Origin of the sequence: Wolbachia endosymbiont (group A) of Aleiodes leptofemur (assembly GCF_964028465.1) — a bacterium.
In the GTDB taxonomy this organism is placed as follows: domain Bacteria; phylum Pseudomonadota; class Alphaproteobacteria; order Rickettsiales; family Anaplasmataceae; genus Wolbachia; species Wolbachia pipientis.
The window spans coordinates 1,273,051-1,297,692 of record NZ_OZ034782.1 but is presented as its reverse complement, the minus strand read 5'-3'; the positions used below and the strand labels follow the sequence as shown (position 1 = coordinate 1,297,692).

The window sequence follows — 24,642 nt, the reverse complement described above, 5'->3', positions numbered from 1 at the left end:
TTTGGAGTTTTGTGAGAGTTTAAAATGTGGCATATAGCCTCATTTCTTATATTATTAGCAATATTAATAGGCTGTGGCCTGCAAAAACCTGCACCTGTGCTGCTTAAAGGCGAAGAATTTTACGGAAAAAGAGATCTGGAATATACAAGAGAGTACCATTTAATTAGGGAGCCTTCAGTGCAAAAAGAAAGTAGAAAAGCCATCATAAATAGGATATACAAAGATAACAATAATACACAAAATGTGGGGGTAAATTGTAAATTTGTAATGCCAGTTAAAGGTTCAGCTACCTCTTCTGATGAAATGTGTAAGGATGGCATAAAAATTGCTGCTCAAAATGGAACGAACGTAGTTTCCTCTGCACCAGGCAAAGTGATATATGTAGGCAAAGGGCTGAGATGGTATGGGAATTTAATTATAGTGGAACACAAAGATAATTACATGACTGTGTACTCCTATTTAAAAAACATACATGTTGAAATTGGCGATAAAGTAAAGCAAGGTCAAGTAATTGGATCTGCAGGTAAATCAAGCACACAAGATAAAGATCCACAGATGTGTTTCACAATACGACATAATGGCCAAGCGGTTGATCCTTTGATGCATATGAACTGTAATTGAATTTGGATTTATATGAAATATGATTTTAAAAGTGTTGAAAAATTTTATCAAGATAAATGGGATTTTTCTGTAAGCAAGAGTGGTAAACAAGAAAAGTGTTACGTGTTGGAAATGTTTCCATATCCATCTGGTAAAATTCATATGGGACACTTACGTAACTATGCAATAGGGGATGTGATAGCGCGTTACAAGAGAGCTAATGGATTTGAGGTTTTGCATCCAATTGGCTGGGATGCGTTTGGATTACCAGCTGAAAATGCAGCAAGGGATAACAATATTAGCCCCGAAACATGGACAAAAGAGAATATAGATAATATGCGTACACAGTTGAAATCTATAGGTCTTTCTTATAATTGGGAGCGTGAACTCTCCACATGTGAGCCTGATTATTACAAACACGAACAAAAATTTTTCCTGGATTTTTTAAAGCATGGGCTTGCCTATCGAAAAGAATCATGGGTTAACTGGGATCCAGTGGACCAAACAGTGCTTGCAAATGAACAGGTGGTTGATGGAAAAGGATGGCGATCAGGTGCAGTTGTTGAAAAACGTAAGTTGTCCCAATGGTTTTTAAAGATTACTGATTTCGCTGAAGATTTACTCAAGTGCCTGCAAAGTTTGAAAAATTGGCCAGAAAAAGTCAAAACAATGCAGGAGCGTTGGATAGGAAAATCTGAAGGAGCAACTATAGAGTTTGAAGTAGTTGGCCTGAATAAGAAATTAAAAGTTTTTACAACTTATCCTCATACTTTGTTTGGGGCTTCTTTTTGTGCAGTGGCAGCAGAGCATCCTATTGTGCAGGATTTAAAGAATGGTTCTTCTGTTGTCATCCCAGTGCTTGACACTGGGATCCAGGAAATAAAATCAAAAAGAGAGAACGATGAAAAAATAGGAGTTTACACCGGATTAAACGTCAAACATCCATTTCTTGATAAGGAATTGCCGCTTTACATAGCGAATTTTGTGTTGATGGAATATGGGGAAGGCGCGATTTTTGGTTGCCCTGCACATGATCAGCGTGACTTTGAATTTGCACAGAAATATAATTTGCCGATAATTCCCGTTATTTCTTCAGCCCACTTAGGTGTCATTCCAGCGCGTGACCAGAATTCTTACAATGGATCCCAGTGTCAAGCTACTCAGATGACAAAGGAGGCGTATACTGGAGACGGGACAATGTTTAACTCCGAATTCTTAAACGGATTAATGGTTAGTGAAGCAAAGGAAGCCATAGTTAAAAAATTTGAAGAAAAAAAAATAGGCAAAAAAACAATAAACTATCGTTTGCACGATTGGGGAGTTTCAAGGCAGCGTTATTGGGGATGCCCTATACCTATCATATATTGCAAAGATTGCGGAACTGTTCCAGTGCCAGAAAAAGACCTTCCTGTAGTTCTACCAATAGATGTAGAATTTACAAGTGGTGGCAATCCGCTGGATAAGCACCCAACTTGGAAATTTGTTGATTGTCCAAAGTGCGGAAAGCAAGCAGAGCGTGAAACTGATACATTCGACACCTTTTTTGAATCTTCCTGGTATTTTGCTGCATTCTGTAGTGAAGATAAATCAATAGACAAAGATGCATGTAATCGTTTTATGCCTGTTGATTATTATATAGGTGGGATAGAACATGCAATTCTGCATTTGCTTTATTCAAGATTTTTCTGCCGTGCTTTAACCAAATGTGGCTATTTTGATATTAAAGAGCCTTTCTCTACTTTAATCACTCAAGGAATGGTCTGCCATGCAACTTATAAAGACGAAAATGGTAAGTGGCTATTTCCCGCAGAAGCAAAAGAATTAATAGCGCGAGGTGCAAAAGTTCAAGTGGGCAAAGTTGAAAAAATGAGCAAATCGAAAAAGAATACAGTTGACCCAAACTTTATCATAGAAAAGTATGGTGCTGATACTGCTCGCTTGTTTGTGTTGTCCGACACTCCTCCGGAGAAAGATATGGAATGGTCCGATGATGGCGTGGAAGGTTGTTCTCGTTATGTAAATAAATTGTGGCGTATGGTCATGCAGCTAAGACCTGTAAATATACACTATGATAATGAAAATGTTATGGGTGGACTTCTAGAGTACAGAAAAAAAATTCATAAACTCTTACACGGACTTACAGATGACTTGGAAAACTGCAGATTAAACTGTGTAGTGGCAAAATTTCGTGAGATGACGAATTTAATAGCTGAAATAGACGTAAAAACTGGAAAATCTCTTATTGATGAAGGTATATGTATATTAATCAGAGTAATCGAACCATTCATACCACATCTAGCTGAAAGCCTATGGCAAGAAATAGGAGGTCAACCTTGGCCAAAAGCTGATGAATCATTATTAGTTGACGATACGGTAACTATAGCAGTGCAAATCAATGGAAAATTACGTACAACAATCAAGGTGGCAATTAACTTACCTCAAGAAGAATTGAAGAAAATAGCGATAGACTCTGTGTCCAGTAAGATCGATCAAAGCAAAGTTCGCACTGTATATGCTGTACCAAATAAGATAGTAAATATAGTTATATAAAAGACCTGAGTAGTACGTTTTATATAATCTGATTTTATGGCTATACTTTTTTTGACATGTAGTTATATCTTTTTTAATATAAAGGATATATACTTATGCATTATATATTTTTTTGTATGAGGAGTTATATGAAAATAAAGAGATTGTGCGTTTTGGCTGTGTTGCTTACTTCATCTCTAGCAGGTGCAGCTAGTAATAGTGCAAGTAAGTCAGAAGATAAGTATAGCTCTTTCCACAGAAGTCCGGATATGATAAGATTAAGGATAGATGGCGATAAGGAGGTTGGATGCCGGCAGCATATAGTTATGATTTAAGAAAAAAAGCAATGGAAGCACTAGACGAAGGGGAAAGCAGAGAAGCAGTGGCAGCAAGATTTAAAATTGGACGAACTACTTTGTGGGAGTGGAAGCAAAGAAAAAAAGAAACAGGCGACTTTCAGTCAAAAAACTCGGTAATGGAGGTTACAATCAGAAAATTATCGACTGGAATAAGTTTATCGAATTTGCTAAAAAACACGGTAGAAAAACTCTGTCGGAAATGGCTAAACTTTGGGGCAACGTTAGTATCGAAACGATCCACCGAGCTCTCAGAAAAATTGGATTTACGCGCAAAAAAAGACATATGGATACAAGGAAAGGAACGAAGAAAAACGTGCTGAATTCTTAAAAATTATAGCAACAAAAGAACCAGAAAACTTAGTGTATATAGATGAGTCTGGGATTGATAACACGGAGGACTATCCATATGGGTATTGCCAGAAAGGACAGCGATTTTATGCCCTAAAATCTGGAAAAAAAACTCAACGAATCAGCATGGTTGCAGCCTTAAGTAGAAGAAAGATAGTTGCTCCATTAACATTTGAAGGCCACTGTAATATGGATATTTTTAATGGATGGTTTGAGCAATTTTTGGCACCGATCTTAGAACCTGGACAAACTGTCATTCTTGATAATGCTACTTTTCATAAGTCTGATAAGCTTATCAAGCTCGCTAAAGGAGTCGGTGCAGAAATTTTGTATCTGCCGCCTTATTCTCCAGATTTTAACAAAATTGAGCATCATTGGTTTGCTATAAAAAACAGAGCCAGGAAAAACATTCCTCTATTCGAATCCTTTCGTCGTGCTGTTGATTCTGCCTTCCTATGACCTATTCGGACTATTATGAGAAATGCTATACTATGCAGGTTTAAACTTTGGTGCTGGTTGGGGTGGTGGCTTTAAAATGAAACCTGGTGTTGTTCTTGGTTACCACTATGACCAAAACTCTAAATTTGAACTTGAGGTTCTCAGTAATATTAAGTCATTAAAGAGCATAGGAGCTAGCTTATTGGCAAACTACCGCTTCTATCCTGACCTTGATATTGATCCCGTTAAACTATATGTCAGCGGAGGTTTAGGAGGATATCTCCAAATAACACCTTTTGGCTTTGGTGTTAGTGATACAGTTGATGGTGATGGCAATAGTTCACAAGAAGAAAAAGAAAAGGAAGAAGAAACACAAGGTGCTCCAGAATCAGGTGGTGAAGCTGCTGGTTCATCTGTAGTAGATAAAATACTGAGTTCTATTTCCTATAAACTAAAGTTAGGTGTTGATTATGAAATTACTCCGCAGATAATTGGTGCAGTTGGTATGACCATGGGTGGGCAACTAAGTGGTATAAAAGCAAAACAAATACCAGATGCAACTCTAGAGATAGGGGTACGTTATAATTTTTAATGCTGCTACTTAGTTCATAAAGGTAGAGACGATGTTGAGGATGAAATAAACAGCATTAAAAAAAATCCGAAAACGTATTTTCGAATATGGTTTTGAACGCTAGCTATAGATTAGAAAAATAACAAGAAAAAGGGTAAACATACTGTAATTGCTGTTGAATGATGGAGTCCATTATTTTAGCACGAAGTAACGAATTCAGTAGAATAAGTTCTTCAAAAATAATTTAAACTTTTATTAGTAGGAGCAGTCTCATGGAATATTATAGCGATCTCACTAAAAGAAACTTTTATAAGTATCGTTGATGAGAAAGGAAAAATTGTTAAGGAAGAAGTTGTTGCAAGAGAAAGTAAGGCAATAGCTGAATTTTTTCTTGGTCAAGGCAAAAATGACCTTACCCAGAAAAAGTGGAGAGAAAGTGTGGAATGTTTTTTACAAAAAGAATGATGCATCAAATTGTTCTGGAATGCAATAGTTAGATGTATGGTCCCAGAGAGTGATGGTATACTATCATCATCATTTAAGGAGTCATTATGGGACAGATATTACATGGGTGCGCCAAAACAACACAGACGATTCGTAGAGCAATACAAAATAGAAAAGAGAGCATAGCAAAACTCTCCAAGCATTATAACCTTAATCCAAAAACTATTATTAAGTGGAGAAAACGTTCATTTACGAAAGATGCTGATATGGGTCGAAAGCATCCAAGATCAACTGTTTTAACGCTAGAAGAGGAAGCTATAATAGTTACATTTCGCAAGTATACACTACTGCCACTAGATGATTGCCTTTACGCTCTGCAGTCTACAATTCCGCATTTGACTCGCTCTAGCTTGCATCGTTGTTTACAAAGACACAACATTAGCAGATTACCAACTGTTGATGGAGAAGTTAAGTCAAAAAAGAAATTCAAACAATATCCTATCGGTTACTTTCATATTGATATTGCTGAAGTTAGAACTGAGGAGGGCAAATTACATTTGTTTGTTGCTATTGATAGGACATCCAAATTTACCTATGTTGAGTTGTGTAACAGTGCTACAAAACCCATAGCTGCTGAGTTCTTACGTAATTTGATTAGAATTTTACCGTATAAAATCCATACTATTTTGACAGATAACGGTATACAATTTACAAACCAGAAGCGTCATAAGTATGCTTTCCAACATATATTTGATAGAGTTTGCGAAGAGAATGTTATTGAACATCGTTTGACAAAAGTTAGCCATCCTTGGACGAATGGGCAAGTCGAGCGTATGAATAAAACTTTAAAGGATGCTACAGTTAAGAAGTATTACTATCAATCGCACCAGCAACTTAAAGAACACCTTTATAACTTTGTTATGGCTTATAATTATGCAAAGAGACTCAAAACTCTTAAGGGTCTTACTCCTTATGAATTTATATGTTATCAGTGGACACAGTCTCCAGAATTATTTATACTAAATCCACACCATCACACTCTGGGACCATACATCTTATAGCATTTCTCATAATAGTCCGAATAGGTCATAGGAAGGCAGAATCAACAGCACGACGAAAGGATTCGAATAGAGGAATGTTTTTCCTGGCTCTGTTTTTTATAGCAAACCAATGATGCTCAATTTTGTTAAAATCTGGAGAATAAGGCGGCAGATACAAAATTTCTGCACCGACTCCTTTAGCGAGCTTGATAAGCTTATCAGACTTATGAAAAGTAGCATTATCAAGAATGACAGTTTGTCCAGGTTCTAAGATCGGTGCCAAAAATTGCTCAAACCATCCATTAAAAATATCCATATTACAGTGGCCTTCAAATGTTAATGGAGCAACTATCTTTCTTCTACTTAAGGCTGCAACCATGCTGATTCGTTGAGTTTTTTTTCCAGATTTTAGGGCATAAAATCGCTGTCCTTTCTGGCAATACCCATATGGATAGTCCTCCGTGTTATCAATCCCAGACTCATCTATATACACTAAGTTTTCTGGTTCTTTTGTTGCTATAATTTTTAAGAATTCAGCACGTTTTTCTTCGTTCCTTTCCTTGTATCCATATGTCTTTTTTTGCGCGTAAATCCAATTTTTCTGAGAGCTCGGTGGATCGTTTCGATACTAACGTTGCCCCAAAGTTTAGCCATTTCCGACAGAGTTTTTCTACCGTGTTTTTTAGCAAATTCGATAAACTTATTCCAGTCGATAATTTTCTGATTGTAACCTCCATTACCGAGTTTTTTGACTGAAAGTCGCCTGTTTCTTTTTTTCTTTGCTTCCACTCCCACAAAGTAGTTCGTCCAATTTTAAATCTTGCTGCCACTGCTTCTCTGCTTTCCCCTTCGTCTAGTGCTTCCATTGCTTTTTTTCTTAAATCATAACTATATGCTGCCGGCATCCAACCTCCTTATCGCCATCTATCCTTAATCTTATCATATCCGGACTTCTGTGGAAAGAGCTATACTTAACCATCATTACACCGTCATACCGCGATTCATTCGCGGTATCTCTTAGCCGCTAACAAGCAGCGGGATGACGAATTACTTAACCATCATCTACACCGTCATACCGCGATTCATTCGCGGTATCTCAAAGCATAGATCCCGCTAACACGTAGCGGGATGACGGTTGTTGTTTAGCTATAAATATTAAGAAATTTACCAAATGAAAAAAAAGGCAAAAGAAGCCCTGGGGTTATTATCTGCTTTAAAATATTGGCGTTTTTTATGTTTTAAACGTTTGACAAGCAAGATTTAGCTGCTTTTAATTGCAACTAACTTACGCTGCAAATGTTTAAGAAATTTACTAAGCAGAAAAAAAGACAAAGAATCCCCGAGTTAGCTAGTCTTTTACTATCTCTGTCGAGTATTGGCATTTTTTGATGTCTTGTAACGCTTTATAAGCGCGTTCAGCTTATTTAGATAAAAATCTAGATGTAGATGAAGTTTTGTAAAGACATACAGTATCTATATACTGCAAAAAATTGAACATAAGACGCCGATACATTAAGTAATCCTTACCTTTTAATCTGCAGATTGGCGAAAGCAAATACAATAGCTTCACTATCATGATAAGGGCGCTGGCGAAGGGTGTCAAGTAAGTTTCTATATAATATTTTCTAAAATAAATAGACTTCTCGCATCCAATTTTGGCAGCGCGCGACACACAACTGCAATGACAAGGTGTCGCAAGATAAACATCATATTCACACGAAGTACTTGACTTCACTTGTACTAAGAAGCATTTTATATATGTTGTGTGCCCGTAGCTCAGCTGGATAGAGCAACAGCCTTCTAAGCTGTGGGTCGTAGGTTCGAATCCCACCGGGCACACTCTTTTATCAATACTTTCTATAAATCTTCAAGTACTCTGGCACCACATTTTCAATTGCTAATGGTCGAACCTTCATTGTTTCAAGGTCAACTGACTTTTCGATTGAACTATTCATCATAACTTTCACCTGATCTTGAGTAAGCATAGGGTTCGTATCTCCGGTTATTGGTTTTAGCAGCATAGAAATAATTTTATTTTCTAAAAAGAAAGCTATTAACTTTGCCATTGGAAAAGATACATTGATCAACAAACACTTTCTGTTAGTAACATTCAGAATAAACTTCAATAAGCTTTTGAAAGAGTAAACCTTTGGTCCACCCATGTTATAAATTTTCTTGTCTTGCTTATTAAAACTGATAATACGATATACCACTTCAGCTAAGTCTGTTACACATATTGGCTGAAATTTAGTTGTTCCATTGCCAATTAGTGGTAAGAAAGGAAGAATAGTTGCTAATCTTGCAAATTTATTAAAGAAGTTGTCTTCTTTACCAAATACAAGGCTTGGCCTAATTATTATTGCTTTTTGAAATGCTGAAGTTACAGCTTTTTCACCTTCCAATTTACTTTTGGCATATTTTGACAACTTGCTATTTTCTATTCCCATAGCAGAAAAATGTATCATCATAGGTACATTTTTCATTTTTGCAGCTTTTGCTATCCTTTCAGCTATTTTAACGTGAACAGCGTAAAAATCGTGCTTTTTTGCTTCATATAATATTCCCACTAAGTTTATAGCTACATCACATTCTTCCATACCATCCAGAACTGATTTTTCATCAAAAAAATCGCCTTTAAATATTGATATTTGTCCTAAATTGCCACACAATTTTAAACAAGCAGCTTTTTCCTGATTACGAGTGAATATCTTTATTAAATATCCTTCTGCTGCCAAGCGTCTTACGATGTGTTTCCCTATAAACCCCGTTCCACCAAAAATAATTACAAGTTTTGTCACAATTAAAGTTCCTAATAATTTGTTACTGTAAATTAATACAATGATTTCGCTTAATATTTTATTACGAATTCCCGTACAATAAGATCCATTTTCATTCCTCGCGAGCCTTTAACTAGAATTGCGTCATTATTCTGAATAATGTTAGCTAAATCACTTTTCAATTGATTAGAATCATTAAAATGCGTGCCTCTTATATTATCTGGCAAAAGCTCATGCAATTCTAACATAAATTTACCAACTGTATAAACTTTATCTATATTATTTTCTGTGATAATCTTAACCAAATCTGTATGAAACTCTATGCTTTCATCACCAAGTTCCAACATATCACCAAGCAAAGCTACTTTTCTCTGATTAGAATATGTACTCAAAGTTTTTATTGCAGTTTTCATCGAAGCAGGGCTGGCGTTATAGGAGTCATCAATTAAATGTATATATTTTTTATTGCATTTGACCTTATGAATATTGCCTCTACCTTTCGCTACACTAAAATTCTTAAGTGCAAGTGGTAATTTTGATAAATCAAGTCCGAGGCTTTGCACAACTGCTGCAACAGCAAGTAGCGAATAAGCAAAATGCTCACCTTGTACACGTAAATTACAGTTTATAATTTGATTATCACTCAGCCTGATTTTTAAACTTAATCTATTAGCAACTCGGTTTGATGTCATTCCAGCGCGTGACGCTGGAATCCAGTCTTTATTATACAACCGTCTGATATGCTCATTTGCAATTGAACTTCCTGGATCCAAGTAGTCAAGCACTGGGATGACAGAAGATAGTGCTGAAATGACAGAAGATTCATCGTTTCTTATTAAGTTTAGTAAACAAACTTCAGCATTTTTATCTTTACCGAAGCTTATTACATTTCTATTGGCGTGTGATGAGAGATAATCATAATATTTATTATCTCTGCTTAAAACCAAAGTACCGTTATTTTTCATACCATACAGAATTTCTAACTTCGCTTGTGCAACGTCAAATAGTGATGAAAAATTTTCAGTATGTGCAGGTTCGATGTTGGTAATAACTGCAATATTCGGATTACTAATTTTTGATAATTCTTTTATTTCACCAGCTTTATTCATTCCCATTTCAAGAATTAAGTACTGGCAGTTTTTTGGAGCTTTCAGAATTGTCAAAGGCAATCCTATATTATTATTTAAGTTACCTTCGTTTGCATGGGACACTCCATATTGCGATAAAACAGTATGCAGCATATCCTTTGTAGTGGTTTTCCCGACACTGCCTGTAACTGCAATAACTTTAGCATCAATAAGAACATTTCTAATGTAGTATGATGCCATATCGTGCAAAGCTTTCAGGGTATCTTGTACAATCATGAGAGGGAAACTTTTATATTTACCCTCACTCACTATTGCAGCGACAGCCCCTTTTAAAAACGCTTCATGCAAAAAATTATGGCCATCAAAATTCTTTCCCTTGAGGGCAATAAATAAATCACCTTTTTTTATGCTTCTTGTGTCCGTTGAAATATTTGAGCTATGTATCCAATTACAACCATTTACGTCTCTTCCGCCAGTTGCATCAATGATATTATTTGTGTTCCATTTAAACATAATTTAGAGTATTCTTTATAATAAATTGAACAATAAAAGTAGCGAAAATACTACATGTTTTAGACAATGTGCAAATAATGGTTGCAATCCCTATAATTCTATCTTATAATGGATATAGAAGTTTAAATTTTTTCGTCTATAGTTAAAATGTATTTAGTTATAGAAACTACCTTGGAGGTATGTATGGCAGAATCTATTTGGGCTAAGATAGGCGGAGCAGTTAAAACAGGTGTAGAAGCTACAGGTCGGGTGTTTGCTCTTGTGCCTAAAGCACTTATTTACCCTATAAAGAAGCCGTTTGCTTCAACGGGTGAAATGAAACATGATGCTACAGTTTCGTTAAAGAAAGCTGTTGGTATAGATGTACCTGAAGAAGAAAGGGAATATGATCCACCTATAGAAACCACACAGGCTAGTAAGGATCTTGGTGTACAAATAACAGAGCAAAAGAAAGGGATAGGAAAGGTAAGTTTTTTAGTGTCAAGAACTCTGACGGGAGATATACCTTATTTGAATGATGAACAAATAAAAGCACTAAAAAGTGAGTATTCAAACATCACTATACATAGAGAAGAAAATAAAATTGTAATTGAAGTTGATGTTAAAAAAATAATTGAAGACATTAAAACTGACTATAAAGGAAAGAGTCCAGAGGAGATAAAAAAGCTTGCTATTGAAGAAATTAAACAAAAAGTTGACGGTAACCTTAAAGATCTAGCAAAAATTACTGGTGGAGAATTTAAAGTTCACACAGACTTAAAATTGCTGTATGGTATTGCAGAAAAATTGTATAAGGAATATGATAATCAAAAGCAGTCATCAGACAAAGTTGTGAAGTCTGATGTTGGTCAGCCTTCAGAAACTATAGCTTCAGGTGAGAAAAAATGGGCGCAAGAAGCTATAAAAGCAGGTAAGTCGCAAAGTTGTGGAATGCAAAAATAAGTTATAGGGGAGTATTATGAGTGAAGCTAAAAAAATAGAGGAAAGACATCATAGTCTAACTGTTCCTGGGGATATGTATCACTTACAACCAGGAGTTATTACTGGAAAAAGGGTAAGTGGAATAGAACCCTTTTTGAAAGAACAGCAGGACATGGTAAAAGTAAGGGAACTTGTAAGCTCTTTAAATCTTGAAGATGCTTCTGGTGAAGCGATAAAACCACTATCTACACCTAATGTAGAGAAAAACGAAGAAAGAGGGAAAGGTCGCTCTTAAAATATGAGCAATGAAGTTTATGATAGCGATAACATCTTTGCTCAAATATTAAGAGGTGAGTTACCTTGTGAGAGGGTACATGAAAATGAAAATGTACTAGCTTTTCATGATAAGTACCCTGACGCACCAGTTCATATTTTAGTTATATCAAAAAATCAATATATTTCATATGATGATTTCATTCTAAAAGCTCCTGAAGAGGAAATAGCGGATTTCTTCAAAACTGTAAGAGAGATAGCACACAAATATAATCTAGAAAAAACAGGATATAGATTAGTCACTAACTACGGTGAAAATGGAGAGCAGGTTGTACCACACTTTCACGTGCATATTTTAGGTGGTAAAAAGTTAGGAAAGCATGTAAACTCATAGTGTTATATGTTTTGTTAAATGAGCGAATATTTAACCATAGTAATCTTTATCTGCGTATCAATTGTAGTATCTTTTGCTTTAGGTATATTGCCTATGTTTCTTGCAGTGAGTAAGCCAGATGGTGAAAAGCTTTCCACATATGAGTGTGGCTTCAATCCACTATCCAGTGCAAGGAAAAATTTTGACATTAAATTTTACCTAGTTTCAATATTATTTATAATATTTGACTTAGAAATTGCTTTTCTTTTTCCTTGGGCTGTTTCTTTATCTAAGATAAGCTATGGTGGATTTTGGTCTATGATGGTATTTCTTGCAATACTCACTATAGGTTTTATCTATGAATGGTGTAAAGGTGCATTAGAGTGGGAGTAGTTTATGACAAATCAAATTCTATCTAATGATGACTGGGGTCGTTATAAAAAAGAAGGGTTTCTTGTCACTAAATTTGGTGATTTAACAGATTATGTAATGAATTGGGCAAGGTCTGGTTCATTGTGGCCAATGACATTTGGTCTTGCATGTTGCGCAGTTGAGATGATGCATACTGCATCCAGCCGTTATGATCTTGATAGATATGGTATAATGTTTCGTGCAAGCCCACGTCAATCAGATGTGATGATTGTTGCTGGCACACTAACTAATAAAATGGCAGCAGCATTGCGCAAGGTTTATGATCAAATGGCAGACCCGAAGTATGTTATTTCCATGGGAAGTTGTGCAAATGGTGGTGGTTATTACCATTACTCTTATTCAGTAGTCCGAGGCTGTGATAGAATTGTGCCAGTTGACGTGTATGTCCCTGGATGCCCACCAACCGCTGAGGCGTTGCTATATGGAATGCTATGCCTACAAAACAAAATAAAACGGACTCGGAATGGATAAAACTGCAAAGTATATACAAAAAAAGACCAAATGCGAGTGCATTCAAAAAGATGATGGCATTATTGTAATATATTCAACTTTAGATGAAATTGAAAAGTACCTATTCTTTCTACGTGATGATGAAAAGTGTAGGTTTGAACTATTAGTTGATATTTTTGGGGTTGACTATCCAAATAGAGAGAAGCGTTTCGAGCTAATATACAATCTGCTCAGCATTGTGCATAATATTAGAGTACACATAAAGCTTCAGTTATGTGAAAGCGACATGCCTCCAAGTGTAGCGAAGATATTTAGTACGGCTTTGTGGTTTGAGCGTGAAGTGTTTGATATGTATGGAATAGAGTTTTCTGATCACCCTGATTTGCGTAGGATTCTAACAGACTATGGATTCAAAGGTCATCCAATGTTAAAAGATTTCCCTCTCACTGGTTATGAGGAAGTAAGATATGATATAGAGACAAAAAAGGTTGTGTATAATCCTATAGATTTACCGCAAGATTTTCGTATGTTTGATAGCTTATCGCCTTGGGAAGGTAAAACCATAAAAGTAAATACAAAGGAGTAGAAAATGACAGTACAAAGAAAAAAAATATCTTTAATCGGTGCAGGAAATATCGGTGGAACTCTCACCCATATGATTGCACTAAGGGAAGTCGGTGATGTTGTTTTACTTGATATTAGTGATGGAATACCACAAGGTAAAACACTCGACATAGCAGAATCATCCCCTATTGATGGATTTAATGTCAATATTACTGGCACAAATAGGTATGAAGATATAAAAAACTCCGATGCAATTATAATAACCGCTGGCATCGCTAGAAAACCTGGAATGAGCAGGGATGACCTCCTGCAAACCAATGCTAAAGTAATGAAGGAGGTTGGCGAAAATATTAAAAAATATTCTCCAAACGCGTTTGTAATAGTGGTTACCAACCCTTTGGATGCCATGGTTTCAGTGGTGCATAAATTTTCAAACCTTCCAACTAATATGATTGTTGGCATGGCAGGAGTGCTTGATTCTTCCCGTTTTCGTTACTTTCTTGCAAGTGAGTTAAATATCTCAGTTGAAGATATATCTGCTTTTGTGCTTGGAGGACATGGCGACACTATGGTACCACTAATCAATTGTGCTTCAGTTGCTGGAGTTCCACTTACTCAAATTATCGATATGGGTCTTATCACACAGAAAAAAGTCGATGAAATAGTTGAACGCACTCGCAATGGCGGTAAAGAAATAGTTGATCTGCTTAAGTCTGGATCTGCATACTACGCTCCTGCATCTTCAGCTATATGCATGTTAGAATCATATTTAAAAGATAAGAGGCGCATATTACCATGTGCTGCTTACCTTAATGGTGAATATGGTGTAGAAGAGTTGTTTATTGGTGTTCCTGTAATTATTGGAAAAAACGGAATTGAAAAGATCCTAGAAGTTAAAATGAATGATAGTGAACAAGAAATGTTTAATAAGTCTGTAAACTCGGTGAGAGAGCTGGTGAAATCTTTAGGTTCATAAGCAAATTAATGGTTTTATAGAGCTTCTTTATAGCTCAAACAGCCTAAAAAAGTTGCTTGTGGTTACCTTCGCTGCTTGTTCTGGTGACTCATTCCACAACTCTGCCAAACAATCAACAACGTATTTCACCATTGCTGGTTCATTCTTTTTTCCCCTATAAGGCTCAGGTGATAGATATGGTGCATCAGTTTCGACTAAAACACGCTCGCGTGGTACATTTTGTGCAATTTCTCTGAGTAAGCTCGCATTTTTAAAAGTAATAATTCCAGAAAATGAAATATATAACCCCAAATCTATAGATTGATAAGCAAGTTCTTTAGAGGAAGCAAAGCAGTGCATTACTCCACTAAAAGCACCGGCTTTCATTTCTGACCTTAACATATCGATCATCTCATTATCAGCGCTTCTTGTGTGAATAACTAAAGGTAGTCCAGTTATTCTTGACGCTTCTATATGTAATGCAAAACTTTTTTTCTGATTGTCTTTGTTGTCAGATTTATAAAAATCTAACCCGGTTTCACCGATACTAATTACCTTTTGGTTCTTGGTAAATTCAACTAATTCATCAACATGTATACACTCACCGTTTTCTATAGCAGCATCAAGCGGATGTATACCAACAGAGGAGTAGACCTGATCATAGGATGAAGAAATTTTTAATAACTTAGGAACATCGTCAATGCTTACGCATATGTTATGCAAAACCTTTACACCATTTTGCTCTGCCCTTGAAATTACTTTTGGTATTTCATCGTCAGAAAAATAAATCAAGTGGCAATGAGAATCTACTATCATGAGCTTATTGTTGAGGCTTTTATTATAGAAGAAAACTCTTCTATCACTGTTTTATAAACTTCTTTTTTAAATGATATAGCACTGGCTACTAAACTATCTATACCTTGCCAACGCCACTCTTTGAACTCTGGATGACCAGTATAATTAATATCAATGTCCTCATCCTCTCCGCAAAACTTCATTAAGAACCACCTTTGCTTTTGACCAGAATATTTTCCATTCCAGCATATTGGTATAACTTCTTCAGGCAAGTTGTAGTATATCCAATCCTTGCTTTTAGTTATAACCTTTACTTTATTAGTACCAACCTCCTCTAGCAACTCACGTAACGCTGCTTGTTCCAGTTCCTCACCATCATCAACACCTCCTTGTGGCATCTGCCAGTAAGAATCGCTATCAAAGCGTTTTCCAATAAAGGCATGTCCTTGTCTGTTAAATAGCATTATGCCAACACAAGGACGGTACTTATCTTTCTGCTCAACCACGAGTACGCTCTGTTTTTAAATGATTTGTTACAGAAGTTTTAATTAATTTTCCATTTTTTTCTTTCTTCATCTCTTCAACAATTTTCTTTGCAACTTCCTTTGCACTCAAGTTCGAGTTATCAATTTCAAGCGAACCCTCAGGTATATAGCCCTTTTTACAATAATCCGAACAGACCGTAATATGCTACTGGCCTGCTATAGCCATAAACACATATCTTATCGCATTCGGACTATTATAAGAAAGGCTATAAATAGCCTTTTCCCTTCAATTTTCTTTATAGCAAAATCCGGATCAGTAATTTTATTTTCCTGATATCTCTCTTCTGATTGGACACGTCTTACTAGTTTTTCATTATTACAATGTAATACTACAGAAAAAATTTCCATGTCCATTTTTTTACTTAAATTTACCACTGAGTTATATAATCTTTGGTCATAGGGATCACCCTCTATCAATTCATTTGTAAATATATAATGTTTTGATTTTACGTAGTGTTTTTCCAGTATTGCTAATACATTTTCCCTAACTGCAAAAATTTTTTCCCATAGGTCATCTGGAACTTCAGCGTTTTGTAATTTAACAATATCAAATATAATATTATTGAATAGATTATTGCTTACTATTACTGCACCAATGATTTTACACAGTTCCTTTGCAGTAGTAAACTTACCACTGCCTGGAAAGCCGATTAAGTAGATGAGAGTCTTGCCCATAATGAATACTAGTAAAAAGCTATTTTCAATTATATAAAAAGTATATACATTGTACATGCTAAAAACATGATGATAAAATAGATGCAGGTAATACCTTTAACAAGTAGTTGCGTTGAAAATAGTTCATATTTAGAAATTTTGAGTATATAATTATAAATGAATCATATAACCTGTAAACAATGCTTAGCGATATGGAATCGATAAGAAGTACAATTGAAGAGATAATAGATCAAAATAAAGGTCATGATATAGTAACTTTTGATGTGCAGAATAAAACCGTTATTGCAAAATATATGATTATTGCATCTGGTGATTCAAGCCGTCACGTTAAAGCTTTAGCTGAGCACGTAATAAAAAGCCTCAAGCCACATGATAAAATAGATGTAGAAGGTATGGATGAAGGCAATTGGGTAGTTTTGAATTTTCAAGGCATAATGGTTCACATATTCAGGCCGGAAGTAAGGGAGTATTATAAAATAGAAGAGTTATGGAACTGATTGCCTGGATAGCTGGTGCACAACTGCACAAACGTTGTAATTTTGAAGGCAACTCCTGCACAGGTAGTGGTGTCATGAAAGTAGCTGACACTGGAATCCAGTTTTTCATGCAATTTCATCGAAAACGTTGTATAGTGTGCTTGTTTATAATTAAGTTCCAGTGTCTGGGCACTGGCTTCTCTATTAGGGTTACCTTCGGCATTAATGACAGGATAGACTGGGGTTTATAAAATGAAACACGCATCTGAATTTTTAAATTTCATCCAAGAAAGAGGGTACCTATACCAATGCACAAACATTGAAGGACTAGATCAATTATTATTGCAGAGCAATTATATAGTTGCATACATTGGGTTTGATTGCACAGCACCAAGTCTTCATGCTGGTCACCTAATTCAGATTATGATGCTCTGTCACCTACAAAAATTTGGTTATAAGCCGATAGTCTTACTTGGAGGTGGCACAACAAAAATTGGTGACCCATCCTTCAAAGATAAAGCAAGAAGCATCTTGCCTGTAGAGAACATCAATCAAAATACATCCAGTATAAGGAGAATATTAGAGAAAATGGTGTCTTTTAATGACAGCAAGACTGGTGCAATGATAGTAAATAACGCAGATTGGTTGGATAACATAAAATACATAGATTTTTTGCGTGATATAGGAGCTTATTTTTCTGTAAATCGTATGCTAAGTTTTGATAGTGTGAAAACCAGGCTGGATAGAGAGCAAACCTTAAGCTTTCTGGAATTTAATTACATGCTATTGCAAGCTTACGACTTTATTGAATTAAACAAAAAATATGATTGTCGTCTGCAGATTGGAGGGTCAGACCAGTGGGGAAATATAGTAAACGGAATTGAACTTGGAAAAAAGTTGAATTTACCTGAGCTATTTGGCCTTACCATGCCTCTTTTATTAAATGCACAAGGAAAAAAAATGGGCAAAACTGAAAGTGGAGCAGTGTGGCTTGATGATAATATGCTAAAGCCTTACGACTACTGGCAATATTTTCGCAACGTTGATGATCAAGATGTTGGACGTTTTTTAAGATTGCTCACTGATGTGCCAATTGATGAGATTAGAAAATTAGAGTCTTTAAAGGATCAAGAAATAAATGAAGCAAAAAAGGTCTTGGCAACAGAAGTGACAAAAATATGTCATGGTGACAAAGAAGCGGAACTTGCACAATTTGCTGCAATTTCTGCTTTTGAGAATGAAGATAGCTCACTACTTCCTGATTACATCATAAAAAAAGAACAAGTTGCAAGCGGCATATCCTTAGTAGACCTACTACATGACACCGGTTTTGAACCTTCAAAAGGCGCTGCAAAGCGTTTAATACAGGGCAACGGATGCAAGATTAATGATAATGTTGTAAACAATATTGATCATGTAATAAATTTCGAAAGCTTTAAAGATCAGCCATTTATAAAATTATCTGCAGGAAAGAAGCGCCATATAAAAGTTGTGGTAGATTAGGTCTCGAAGTAAGAAAACAAATTTTATACAAGTGAGAAATTAGATATGGAGCAAATTTTCAAAATTCGAGAATTATGTATAAAACAACTGGAAAGATAGTAGAAAGCGAAATTCTATTATATATAGCTAAAGTGGCTTAGGTTTACCTACAATTTGAAAAACAACAAATTCGTCATTCCGCTACTCATTAGCGGAATCTATACCGCGAATGAATCCATAACTGTACGGACATTGCAATTTGGGCCTACCAGGAGGGCAATGCCTCTTATCCAAGTACCCTCTTCTTGTCATCCCAGTGCTTGACACTGGGATGGCTTTGTTGCATAGCAACTGAAAAAATCTGGTGGCTACTGACAAAATTCATTATAAAATAGCCATTTAACCTTGAAAGAAAAAATATGCCACAAAAAATGAGGGTCAGTAACCATAGCGAATATAACAAATTTCTAGAAAAAAGAGGAAATATTTTTCATTATATCAACGAAGCCATAGAAAAGTGGTACGAGAATGGTCCAAAAATACCAGGTGGCAACAATATTTATAGCGATAAAATTGTAATTTTGGTGCACATAATAACTTGTTTATTTAGAATAGGCCTGAGGCAAACAGTTGGGTTTATAGCAGGATACCTTGAGCAAATTGGGAAAAATTTGCAAGTTATCAGCTATTCACAATCATCAAGAAGGTTTAAGAAACTCAATATTAAGATCAATGATTGCAGAAAATAATATGGAAGATATCGAAATTGCTATAGACAGTACAGGAATTAGTATATACAACAACACTCCTGGTCATAGCAAATAAAATAGCGAAGATAGAAAGTATCGCAGCTATGAACAGACAAGAAAATTGCATGTAATGTTGAATACAAACAGCAAAAAAGCCATAGCTGTAAAATACAGTAACGGCTGATCACTATGGAGCTTGTGATTTGCTAAAAGAAGTCGATTTTCAGTATGTCATAAAAGTACTATATGCAGATAGGGCATATGACAGAGAAAAGCTCTATAAGCTGTGTAATCAATATGGTATAAAAACGAAAATTCCTCCGAAAAACAACGCAGCAGAGCATCCAAAGTTAGACTATATGGCTGAGAGAAATTCTGCAGTCAAGCTCATAAAGTCATATGATGAAGATGGTATAAAGAAGTGGAAAAAAGAGATGAGTTATGGAAAAAGATCTTATATAGAAAGTTTTTTCTCGCGACTGAAACAAACATTCGGGTTTAGTTTTAGGAATAAATCTGAGACAAATAGAGAGAAGGAACTACTTGTTAAATGCTATTTGCTCAATAAGTTCACTGATATTGGTATGGCTAAATTTGAGATAGCTTCATAAATTTATTGTGCGTTACCTACTATCCGAAGAGCGATGCAACAAAGCCCACGCACTGGGATGACAGCAGTCCTACGTCATACCGCGATTCATTCGCGGTATCTCGGCCGCTAACAAGAGATCCCGCTAACACGTAGCGGGATGACGAGCTTATCGTCACGCTGCCACGAACCGTCATACCGCCGCGGCGCTAACAAGAGATCCCGCTAACACGTAGCGGGATGACGAATTACTATCTACACCGTCATACCGCGATTCATTCGCGGTATCTCTTAACATAGATCCCTTACTTAACCGTCATACCTTAACATAGATCCCGCTAACAAGCAGCGGGATGACGGTTGTCGTTTAGCTACAAACATTAAGAAATTTACCAAATAAAAAAAAGGCAAAAGAAGCCCCGTGGTTGGCTAATTACTTACATTATACTTTCAAGTATGGCGTTTTTTTATTCTAAACGCTTAATAACCACGACTCAGCTGCTTTTAAGCTGCAACTAATCTAAATTATAAACATTAAGAAATTTACTAAACAGAAAAAAAGGCAAAAGAAACCCTAGGGTAGCTAATTATTCACTATCCATTTTTTAAGTTGGCGTTTTTTATGTTTTAAACGCTTTACAAGCGCGTTTCAGCTTATGTAGGTAGAAATTTTATAAGACATAAGGTGCACATAGTGCAAAAAATTAAACATGATACGCCAGATACGTGAGTTTTTTGTCATTTAATCTGTACAGAGAAGATAAATAAATAGCTTCAGTGTTTATGATAAGGGGGCTGGCGGAGTTTGTCAAGTGGTTTTTTAGCCACGTTTCCCTGTTATAATGTTCGTTTGCTTGACCTAAGATCCAGGAGTATTTAAACTGAACCCTATACAGTGCTAAAAATGATAGGAAATCTAAGCGGAATAGTTGATGAAGTGCGCAGTGATCACATAATCCTGAACGTGAATGATGTTGGCTATATGGTGTATCTTTCAGCCAAAACTTTAAGTGCTTGTGCAATTGGAAGTAGAATCAAATTACTTATCGAAACCTATGCAAATAACAGAGAAAACACTACTCAGCTATATGGTTTTATAAGCGAAGAAGAACAGCAGTGCTTGAGGTTGCTAGTTAAAGTAAGCGGCGTTAGCTATAAAACTGCAATGTCAATTTTGGGCAAATTAACTCCAGAACAGCTATTTTTGGCAATTATGAATGAAGATAAAGTAGCACTCAAGATGAGCGGACTTGGCCTGAAACTCATAAATCGAATCATCACTGAATTGAGTGGCAAAGTGAGTAAACTAGAAATAAATAACAATAATTTTCATCCAATTAATGAAGATGCCCTTTCAGCATTGATCAATCTTGGGTATGAAAAAATGAAAGCTTATGATACGATAAAAAAATACAGGCCAAATCTGGACACTAAGGATATTATTCGCATGGCGCTTAAGGAGCTTTCAATACTATGAAATCAATATCGTGCGGTAAAGAATATACTGAAGATGTGCGCAATATCAACATCAGGCCTGAACAACTTGATGATTTTGTCGGGCAAAAAGACTTAATACAAAATTTAAAAGTGTTTATAAACGCTGCACAGACGAGAACTGAAGCTTTAGATCACGTTTTATTATATGGTCCTCCAGGGCTTGGCAAAACAACTTTAGCACAAATTGTTTCTAAAGAATTAAGAGTTAGCTTTCGCGCAACTTCTGGTCCTTTACTTAGTAAAGCTGGAGATTTGGCCGCAGTGCTTACCACTTTAAATGCAAAAGATGTTCTATTTATCGACGAAATTCATAGATTAAATCGCAGCATCGAAGAAGTTTTATATACTGCTATGGAAGATTTTTGCCTGGACATATTAGTAGGTGAAGGTCCATCTACTCGCACTTTAAGGATAGATCTACCACCATTTACGCTAATTGGAGCAACAACACGGCTTGGATTACTTTCTGCGCCACTCAGAGATCGTTTTGGCATTCCTTTGCATCTTGAGTTTTATTCCTTTGAGGAGCTGGTTAATATTATAAAAAGAGGCGCAAGAGTTCTTTCTGCTGAAATTGAAGAGGATGCAGCACGGGAAATTGCCTGCCGTGCACGCGGCACTCCAAGAATTGCTTTGAGGTTACTCAGAAGAATAAGGGATTTTGTTGAAGTGAAAGATGATAAAAAAATTACTTATGAAGTCGCTGATTCTGTATTACTAAAATTGGGTGTAGATAAAATGGGACTCAATAAACTTGATATGAATTATCTAAGATTTTTATTCAACACTTCAGGCCCTGTTGGAATTGACACCATATCTATTGCGCTATCCGAAGATGTTGGCAATATTGAAGAAACAGTAGAACCTTATTTAATCAAAATTAGTTTTGTAAAGCGCACACCAAGAGGGCGCGTTCTAACCGATCAAGCAAAGGAGTATTTGAGCTTTCAACATTAAACATCATAATTTATATTGACTAATTGGCGTGGTATCTATATGCTAACATTGATATATTAAAAATAATGGAGGCATATATGTTAACTAATAGCACTGAAACTGTATCTTTAATTGAAACTTCTTCTAATCTAAATATCAGTCCTTCTGATAATAATTCGATTTCGGATACTAAAAATGTACCTAAATCAACACTAGATGAGAATGTACCTAAATACGTCACTCTTAATAATGCAGAAGAATGGAATGAGTTCTTTATAATGCAGAACAACACTTCTACTAATACCACTAATAAAAAGAAACCAAAACCTTATATTCATAAGGATAGTAATGGTATATGTACATATATAGCATTTCTCATAATAGTCCGAATAGGTCATAGGAAGGCAGAATCAACAGCACGACGAAAGGATTCGAATAGAGGAATGTTTTTCCTGGCTCTGTTTTTTATAGCAAACCAATGATGCTCAATTTTGTTAAAATCTGGAGAATAAGGCGGCAGATACAAAATTTCTGCACCGACTCCTTTAGCGAGCTTGATAAGCTTATCAGACTTATGAAAAGTAGCATTATCAAGAATGACAGTTTGTCCAGGTTCTAAGATCGGTGCCAAAAATTGCTCAAACCATCCATTAAAAATATCCATATTACAGTGGCCTTCAAATGTTAATGGAGCAACTATCTTTCTTCTACTTAAGGCTGCAACCATGCTGATTCGTTGAGTTTTTTTTCCAGATTTTAGGGCATAAAATCGCTGTCCTTTCTGGCAATACCCATATGGATAGTCCTCCGTGTTATCAATCCCAGACTCATCTATATACACTAAGTTTTCTGGTTCTTTTGTTGCTATAATTTTTAAGAATTCAGCACGTTTTTCTTCGTTCCTTTCCTTGTATCCATATGTCTTTTTTTGCGCGTAAATCCAATTTTTCTGAGAGCTCGGTGGATCGTTTCGATACTAACGTTGCCCCAAAGTTTAGCCATTTCCGACAGAGTTTTTCTACCGTGTTTTTTAGCAAATTCGATAAACTTATTCCAGTCGATAATTTTCTGATTGTAACCTCCATTACCGAGTTTTTTGACTGAAAGTCGCCTGTTTCTTTTTTTCTTTGCTTCCACTCCCACAAAGTAGTTCGTCCAATTTTAAATCTTGCTGCCACTGCTTCTCTGCTTTCCCCTTCGTCTAGTGCTTCCATTGCTTTTTTTCTTAAATCATAACTATATGCTGCCGGCATCCAACCTCCTTATCGCCATCTATCCTTAATCTTATCATATCCGGACTTCTGTGGAAAGAGCTATAAGAGGTTGTCCGGAAACAAGTAAAAGGCTATAATATCTGAAATTTTAGTACGGGGTAAAGATGAGAAAAAAGTATCCAACAGATCTAAGCGAAAGGGAATGGGCAAGAATAGAAAAACACTTCAGAGTATCATACAAGAAAGGAGGAAGGCCGCCAAAGTATAGCAAAAAAGAAATATTAGAAGCAATTTTCTATGTATTGCGTACAGGGTGTCAATGGCGGTATTTACCAAATGATTTTCCGCTATGGAAGACTGTGTATGAGCAGTTCAGGCAATGGAAGAAGCAGGGAATTTTTGAGAAAATGAATTATGAAATTACAAAATATAGTAGAAGAAAAATAGGAATGAATGAGCAGCCGAGTGCCTGTATAGTAGATAGTCAATCTGTAAAGACTACAGAAAAGGGGGGATCAAAGGCTATGATGGAAGTAAAAAAGTAAAGGGTAGAAAAAGGCATATAATTACAGACACTCAGGGTTTTATACTAGGTTGTTACGTAGGCGCTGCTAACGAAAATGATAGAGATGGTATTAAAATAGCATTAAACAATATGAGAACAAAATATACTAAAGTTAAAAAAATGTGGGCTGAAATGGGATACCAAGGAAGAAATTTAAAGAATCACATAAAGGAAGAATATGACATAGATATTGAAATTGTTAAAAGGCCTCCATGTAGATTTTGGGTGCACAAAGATACTCCACCTGAGCTACTACCAACAAGAGAACAAGGGTTTAAAGTACAGCCAAGAAGATGGGTTGTAGAAAGGACTTTTGCTTGGGTTAATAGGAATAGAAGGCTATCGAAGGAGTATGATTTACTCACAACATCCACTGAGAATTTCATATACCTAGCTATGAGTAGGGTTATGTTAAAGAGGGAATATGCTTGAATTTACTAGTTT

At 35.9% G+C, this 24,642-nt stretch carries 26 protein-coding genes, 1 tRNA gene and 3 pseudogenes; 23 read left to right on the top strand and 7 right to left on the bottom strand.

Annotation, left to right across the window (positions count from 1 at the left end):
* Window positions 1-24 precede the first annotated feature (24 nt).
* From ABWU67_RS06930 to ABWU67_RS06905, 6 genes and pseudogenes are all read left to right on the top strand, one after another.
* A complete protein-coding gene (locus ABWU67_RS06930) occupies window positions 25-621 on the top strand; it encodes a murein hydrolase activator EnvC family protein (protein ID WP_353282001.1) in 597 nt (198 codons plus the stop codon).
* 12 nt (window positions 622-633) lie between these two features.
* Window positions 634-3,150: a leucine--tRNA ligase gene (gene leuS / locus ABWU67_RS06925; RefSeq protein ID WP_341820332.1), complete on the top strand. Its 2,517-nt coding sequence runs from the start codon at window positions 634-636 to the stop codon at window positions 3,148-3,150.
* 128 nt (window positions 3,151-3,278) lie between these two features.
* Complete coding sequence (locus tag ABWU67_RS06920) at window positions 3,279-3,464, top strand: hypothetical protein (RefSeq protein ID WP_353282243.1); 186 nt, start codon at window positions 3,279-3,281, stop codon at window positions 3,462-3,464.
* A pseudogene (locus ABWU67_RS06915) lies at window positions 3,437-4,295 on the top strand (IS630 family transposase). The gene ABWU67_RS06920 and the pseudogene ABWU67_RS06915 overlap by 28 nt, the downstream one beginning before the upstream one ends.
* A gap of 22 nt (window positions 4,296-4,317) precedes the next feature.
* The gene (locus ABWU67_RS06910) at window positions 4,318-4,866 is read left to right on the top strand and encodes a hypothetical protein (protein WP_353282000.1); all 549 of its coding nucleotides are present in this window, start codon (window positions 4,318-4,320) and stop codon (window positions 4,864-4,866) included.
* Between the two features lie 530 nt (window positions 4,867-5,396).
* Window positions 5,397-6,350 carry an IS481 family transposase gene (locus ABWU67_RS06905; protein WP_353281999.1) on the top strand — a complete coding sequence of 318 codons (954 nt, stop codon included), beginning with the start codon at window positions 5,397-5,399 and terminating at the stop codon, window positions 6,348-6,350.
* Window positions 6,351-6,375: 25 nt separating this feature from the next.
* Here ABWU67_RS06905 and ABWU67_RS06900 read toward each other — a convergent pair.
* Window positions 6,376-7,234 (bottom strand): annotated as a pseudogene (locus ABWU67_RS06900) (IS630 family transposase).
* An 860-nt stretch (window positions 7,235-8,094) separates the two neighbouring features.
* Between ABWU67_RS06900 and ABWU67_RS06895 the strand changes: the two are divergent.
* Window positions 8,095-8,168 (top strand) — tRNA-Arg (locus ABWU67_RS06895).
* A gap of 8 nt (window positions 8,169-8,176) precedes the next feature.
* Here the strand turns inward: ABWU67_RS06895 and ABWU67_RS06890 are convergent.
* Both ABWU67_RS06890 and ABWU67_RS06885 read right to left on the bottom strand, forming a co-directional pair.
* Window positions 8,177-9,127: a complex I NDUFA9 subunit family protein gene (locus tag ABWU67_RS06890; RefSeq protein ID WP_353281998.1), complete on the bottom strand. Its 951-nt coding sequence runs from the start codon at window positions 9,125-9,127 to the stop codon at window positions 8,177-8,179.
* Window positions 9,128-9,177: 50 nt separating this feature from the next.
* On the bottom strand, window positions 9,178-10,707 hold the full coding sequence (locus ABWU67_RS06885; RefSeq protein WP_264329492.1) for a UDP-N-acetylmuramoyl-tripeptide--D-alanyl-D-alanine ligase: 1,530 nt from the start codon (window positions 10,705-10,707) through the stop codon (window positions 9,178-9,180).
* A 183-nt stretch (window positions 10,708-10,890) separates the two neighbouring features.
* Here ABWU67_RS06885 and ABWU67_RS06880 point away from each other — a divergent pair, with 183 nt between their 5' ends.
* Genes ABWU67_RS06880 through mdh form a run of 7 tightly spaced genes read left to right on the top strand, consistent with a single transcriptional unit; the run spans window position 10,891 to window position 14,696 of the window.
* Window positions 10,891-11,649 carry a hypothetical protein gene (locus ABWU67_RS06880; RefSeq protein ID WP_264329491.1) on the top strand — a complete coding sequence of 253 codons (759 nt, stop codon included), beginning with the start codon at window positions 10,891-10,893 and terminating at the stop codon, window positions 11,647-11,649.
* Window positions 11,650-11,665: 16 nt separating this feature from the next.
* Window positions 11,666-11,923, top strand: coding sequence for a hypothetical protein (locus ABWU67_RS06875; protein ID WP_006279579.1), 258 nt, complete (start codon window positions 11,666-11,668; stop codon window positions 11,921-11,923).
* 3 nt (window positions 11,924-11,926) lie between these two features.
* Window positions 11,927-12,295, top strand: coding sequence for an HIT domain-containing protein (locus ABWU67_RS06870; protein ID WP_353281997.1), 369 nt, complete (start codon window positions 11,927-11,929; stop codon window positions 12,293-12,295).
* Window positions 12,296-12,313: 18 nt separating this feature from the next.
* Window positions 12,314-12,667: an NADH-quinone oxidoreductase subunit A gene (locus ABWU67_RS06865; protein WP_006279576.1), complete on the top strand. Its 354-nt coding sequence runs from the start codon at window positions 12,314-12,316 to the stop codon at window positions 12,665-12,667.
* A gap of 3 nt (window positions 12,668-12,670) precedes the next feature.
* A complete protein-coding gene (locus tag ABWU67_RS06860) occupies window positions 12,671-13,177 on the top strand; it encodes a NuoB/complex I 20 kDa subunit family protein (RefSeq protein ID WP_006279574.1) in 507 nt (168 codons plus the stop codon).
* The gene (locus ABWU67_RS06855; protein ID WP_006279573.1) at window positions 13,170-13,742 is read left to right on the top strand and encodes an NADH-quinone oxidoreductase subunit C; all 573 of its coding nucleotides are present in this window, start codon (window positions 13,170-13,172) and stop codon (window positions 13,740-13,742) included. Before ABWU67_RS06860 ends, ABWU67_RS06855 begins: the two co-directional genes overlap by 8 nt.
* Before the next feature lie 3 nt (window positions 13,743-13,745).
* On the top strand, window positions 13,746-14,696 hold the full coding sequence (gene mdh, locus ABWU67_RS06850) for a malate dehydrogenase (protein ID WP_353281996.1): 951 nt from the start codon (window positions 13,746-13,748) through the stop codon (window positions 14,694-14,696).
* A 27-nt stretch (window positions 14,697-14,723) separates the two neighbouring features.
* On the opposite strand, the gene ABWU67_RS06845 is transcribed toward mdh, so the two are convergent.
* From ABWU67_RS06845 to ABWU67_RS06835, 3 genes are all read right to left on the bottom strand, one after another.
* Window positions 14,724-15,491: a TatD family hydrolase gene (locus ABWU67_RS06845; RefSeq protein WP_353281995.1), complete on the bottom strand. Its 768-nt coding sequence runs from the start codon at window positions 15,489-15,491 to the stop codon at window positions 14,724-14,726.
* Window positions 15,488-15,934, bottom strand: a complete 447-nt coding sequence (locus ABWU67_RS06840; protein WP_007548581.1) for an RNA pyrophosphohydrolase — start codon at window positions 15,932-15,934, stop codon at window positions 15,488-15,490. The genes ABWU67_RS06845 and ABWU67_RS06840 overlap by 4 nt, the downstream gene beginning before the upstream one ends.
* Before the next feature lie 258 nt (window positions 15,935-16,192).
* Entirely contained in the window at window positions 16,193-16,690 is a 498-nt protein-coding gene (locus ABWU67_RS06835) for an AAA family ATPase (protein ID WP_353281994.1), read from the bottom strand.
* A 179-nt stretch (window positions 16,691-16,869) separates the two neighbouring features.
* On the opposite strand from ABWU67_RS06835, the gene rsfS reads away from it, so the two are divergent.
* From rsfS to ABWU67_RS06795, 8 genes are all read left to right on the top strand, one after another.
* Complete coding sequence (rsfS, locus tag ABWU67_RS06830) at window positions 16,870-17,187, top strand: ribosome silencing factor (protein ID WP_006279567.1); 318 nt, start codon at window positions 16,870-16,872, stop codon at window positions 17,185-17,187.
* Window positions 17,178-17,417: a hypothetical protein gene (locus ABWU67_RS06825; protein ID WP_010963049.1), complete on the top strand. Its 240-nt coding sequence runs from the start codon at window positions 17,178-17,180 to the stop codon at window positions 17,415-17,417. The genes rsfS and ABWU67_RS06825 overlap by 10 nt, the downstream gene beginning before the upstream one ends.
* Window position 17,418: 1 nt before the next feature.
* A complete protein-coding gene (tyrS, locus tag ABWU67_RS06820; protein WP_007548582.1) occupies window positions 17,419-18,669 on the top strand; it encodes a tyrosine--tRNA ligase in 1,251 nt (416 codons plus the stop codon).
* A gap of 398 nt (window positions 18,670-19,067) precedes the next feature.
* Entirely contained in the window at window positions 19,068-19,397 is a 330-nt protein-coding gene (locus ABWU67_RS06815; protein WP_264329437.1) for a transposase, read from the top strand.
* 203 nt (window positions 19,398-19,600) lie between these two features.
* The gene (locus ABWU67_RS06810; RefSeq protein ID WP_007548764.1) at window positions 19,601-20,008 is read left to right on the top strand and encodes a transposase; all 408 of its coding nucleotides are present in this window, start codon (window positions 19,601-19,603) and stop codon (window positions 20,006-20,008) included.
* Between the two features lie 882 nt (window positions 20,009-20,890).
* Window positions 20,891-21,463: a Holliday junction branch migration protein RuvA gene (gene ruvA / locus ABWU67_RS06805; RefSeq protein WP_209472514.1), complete on the top strand. Its 573-nt coding sequence runs from the start codon at window positions 20,891-20,893 to the stop codon at window positions 21,461-21,463.
* Complete coding sequence (gene ruvB / locus ABWU67_RS06800; RefSeq protein WP_010963048.1) at window positions 21,460-22,440, top strand: Holliday junction branch migration DNA helicase RuvB; 981 nt, start codon at window positions 21,460-21,462, stop codon at window positions 22,438-22,440. Before ruvA ends, ruvB begins: the two co-directional genes overlap by 4 nt.
* A 65-nt stretch (window positions 22,441-22,505) precedes the next feature.
* Window positions 22,506-22,901 carry a hypothetical protein gene (locus ABWU67_RS06795; RefSeq protein ID WP_353281993.1) on the top strand — a complete coding sequence of 132 codons (396 nt, stop codon included), beginning with the start codon at window positions 22,506-22,508 and terminating at the stop codon, window positions 22,899-22,901.
* Here the strand turns inward: ABWU67_RS06795 and ABWU67_RS06790 are convergent.
* A pseudogene (locus ABWU67_RS06790) lies at window positions 22,814-23,672 on the bottom strand (IS630 family transposase). The gene ABWU67_RS06795 and the pseudogene ABWU67_RS06790 sit on opposite strands and share 88 nt — an antisense overlap.
* A gap of 125 nt (window positions 23,673-23,797) precedes the next feature.
* Here ABWU67_RS06790 and ABWU67_RS06785 point away from each other — a divergent pair.
* A protein-coding gene (locus ABWU67_RS06785) for an IS5-like element ISWpi1 family transposase (RefSeq protein ID WP_353281801.1) occupies window positions 23,798-24,630 on the top strand; the annotation gives its coding sequence in 2 pieces (ribosomal slippage) (window positions 23,798-24,167 and window positions 24,167-24,630; 834 coding nt in all).
* Window positions 24,631-24,642: the final 12 nt, after the last annotated feature.

Excerpts from the sequence above, each read along its gene's own strand:
- ABWU67_RS06795 (WP_353281993.1), top strand. The coding sequence starts at position 22,506 with ATGGAGGCATATATGTTAACTAATAGCACTGAAACTGTATCTTTAATT.
- ABWU67_RS06885 (WP_264329492.1), bottom strand. The coding sequence starts at position 10,707 with ATGTTTAAATGGAACACAAATAATATCATTGATGCAACTGGCGGAAGA.
- ruvB (WP_010963048.1), top strand. The coding sequence starts at position 21,460 with ATGAAATCAATATCGTGCGGTAAAGAATATACTGAAGATGTGCGCAAT.
- rsfS (WP_006279567.1), top strand. The coding sequence starts at position 16,870 with ATGCTTAGCGATATGGAATCGATAAGAAGTACAATTGAAGAGATAATA.
- leuS (WP_341820332.1), top strand. The coding sequence starts at position 634 with ATGAAATATGATTTTAAAAGTGTTGAAAAATTTTATCAAGATAAATGG.
- ABWU67_RS06880 (WP_264329491.1), top strand. The coding sequence starts at position 10,891 with ATGGCAGAATCTATTTGGGCTAAGATAGGCGGAGCAGTTAAAACAGGT.
- ABWU67_RS06865 (WP_006279576.1), top strand. The coding sequence starts at position 12,314 with ATGAGCGAATATTTAACCATAGTAATCTTTATCTGCGTATCAATTGTA.
- ABWU67_RS06855 (WP_006279573.1), top strand. The coding sequence starts at position 13,170 with ATGGATAAAACTGCAAAGTATATACAAAAAAAGACCAAATGCGAGTGC.
- ABWU67_RS06815 (WP_264329437.1), top strand. The coding sequence starts at position 19,068 with ATGCCACAAAAAATGAGGGTCAGTAACCATAGCGAATATAACAAATTT.
- ABWU67_RS06875 (WP_006279579.1), top strand. The coding sequence starts at position 11,666 with ATGAGTGAAGCTAAAAAAATAGAGGAAAGACATCATAGTCTAACTGTT.
- ABWU67_RS06930 (WP_353282001.1), top strand. The coding sequence starts at position 25 with ATGTGGCATATAGCCTCATTTCTTATATTATTAGCAATATTAATAGGC.
- ABWU67_RS06870 (WP_353281997.1), top strand. The coding sequence starts at position 11,927 with ATGAGCAATGAAGTTTATGATAGCGATAACATCTTTGCTCAAATATTA.
- ABWU67_RS06825 (WP_010963049.1), top strand. The coding sequence starts at position 17,178 with ATGGAACTGATTGCCTGGATAGCTGGTGCACAACTGCACAAACGTTGT.
- ABWU67_RS06845 (WP_353281995.1), bottom strand. The coding sequence starts at position 15,491 with ATGATAGTAGATTCTCATTGCCACTTGATTTATTTTTCTGACGATGAA.
- ruvA (WP_209472514.1), top strand. The coding sequence starts at position 20,891 with ATGATAGGAAATCTAAGCGGAATAGTTGATGAAGTGCGCAGTGATCAC.
- ABWU67_RS06840 (WP_007548581.1), bottom strand. The coding sequence starts at position 15,934 with ATGCTATTTAACAGACAAGGACATGCCTTTATTGGAAAACGCTTTGAT.
- tyrS (WP_007548582.1), top strand. The coding sequence starts at position 17,419 with ATGAAACACGCATCTGAATTTTTAAATTTCATCCAAGAAAGAGGGTAC.
- ABWU67_RS06920 (WP_353282243.1), top strand. The coding sequence starts at position 3,279 with ATGAAAATAAAGAGATTGTGCGTTTTGGCTGTGTTGCTTACTTCATCT.
- ABWU67_RS06910 (WP_353282000.1), top strand. The coding sequence starts at position 4,318 with ATGCTATACTATGCAGGTTTAAACTTTGGTGCTGGTTGGGGTGGTGGC.
- mdh (WP_353281996.1), top strand. The coding sequence starts at position 13,746 with ATGACAGTACAAAGAAAAAAAATATCTTTAATCGGTGCAGGAAATATC.
- ABWU67_RS06905 (WP_353281999.1), top strand. The coding sequence starts at position 5,397 with ATGGGACAGATATTACATGGGTGCGCCAAAACAACACAGACGATTCGT.
- ABWU67_RS06835 (WP_353281994.1), bottom strand. The coding sequence starts at position 16,690 with ATGGGCAAGACTCTCATCTACTTAATCGGCTTTCCAGGCAGTGGTAAG.
- ABWU67_RS06860 (WP_006279574.1), top strand. The coding sequence starts at position 12,671 with ATGACAAATCAAATTCTATCTAATGATGACTGGGGTCGTTATAAAAAA.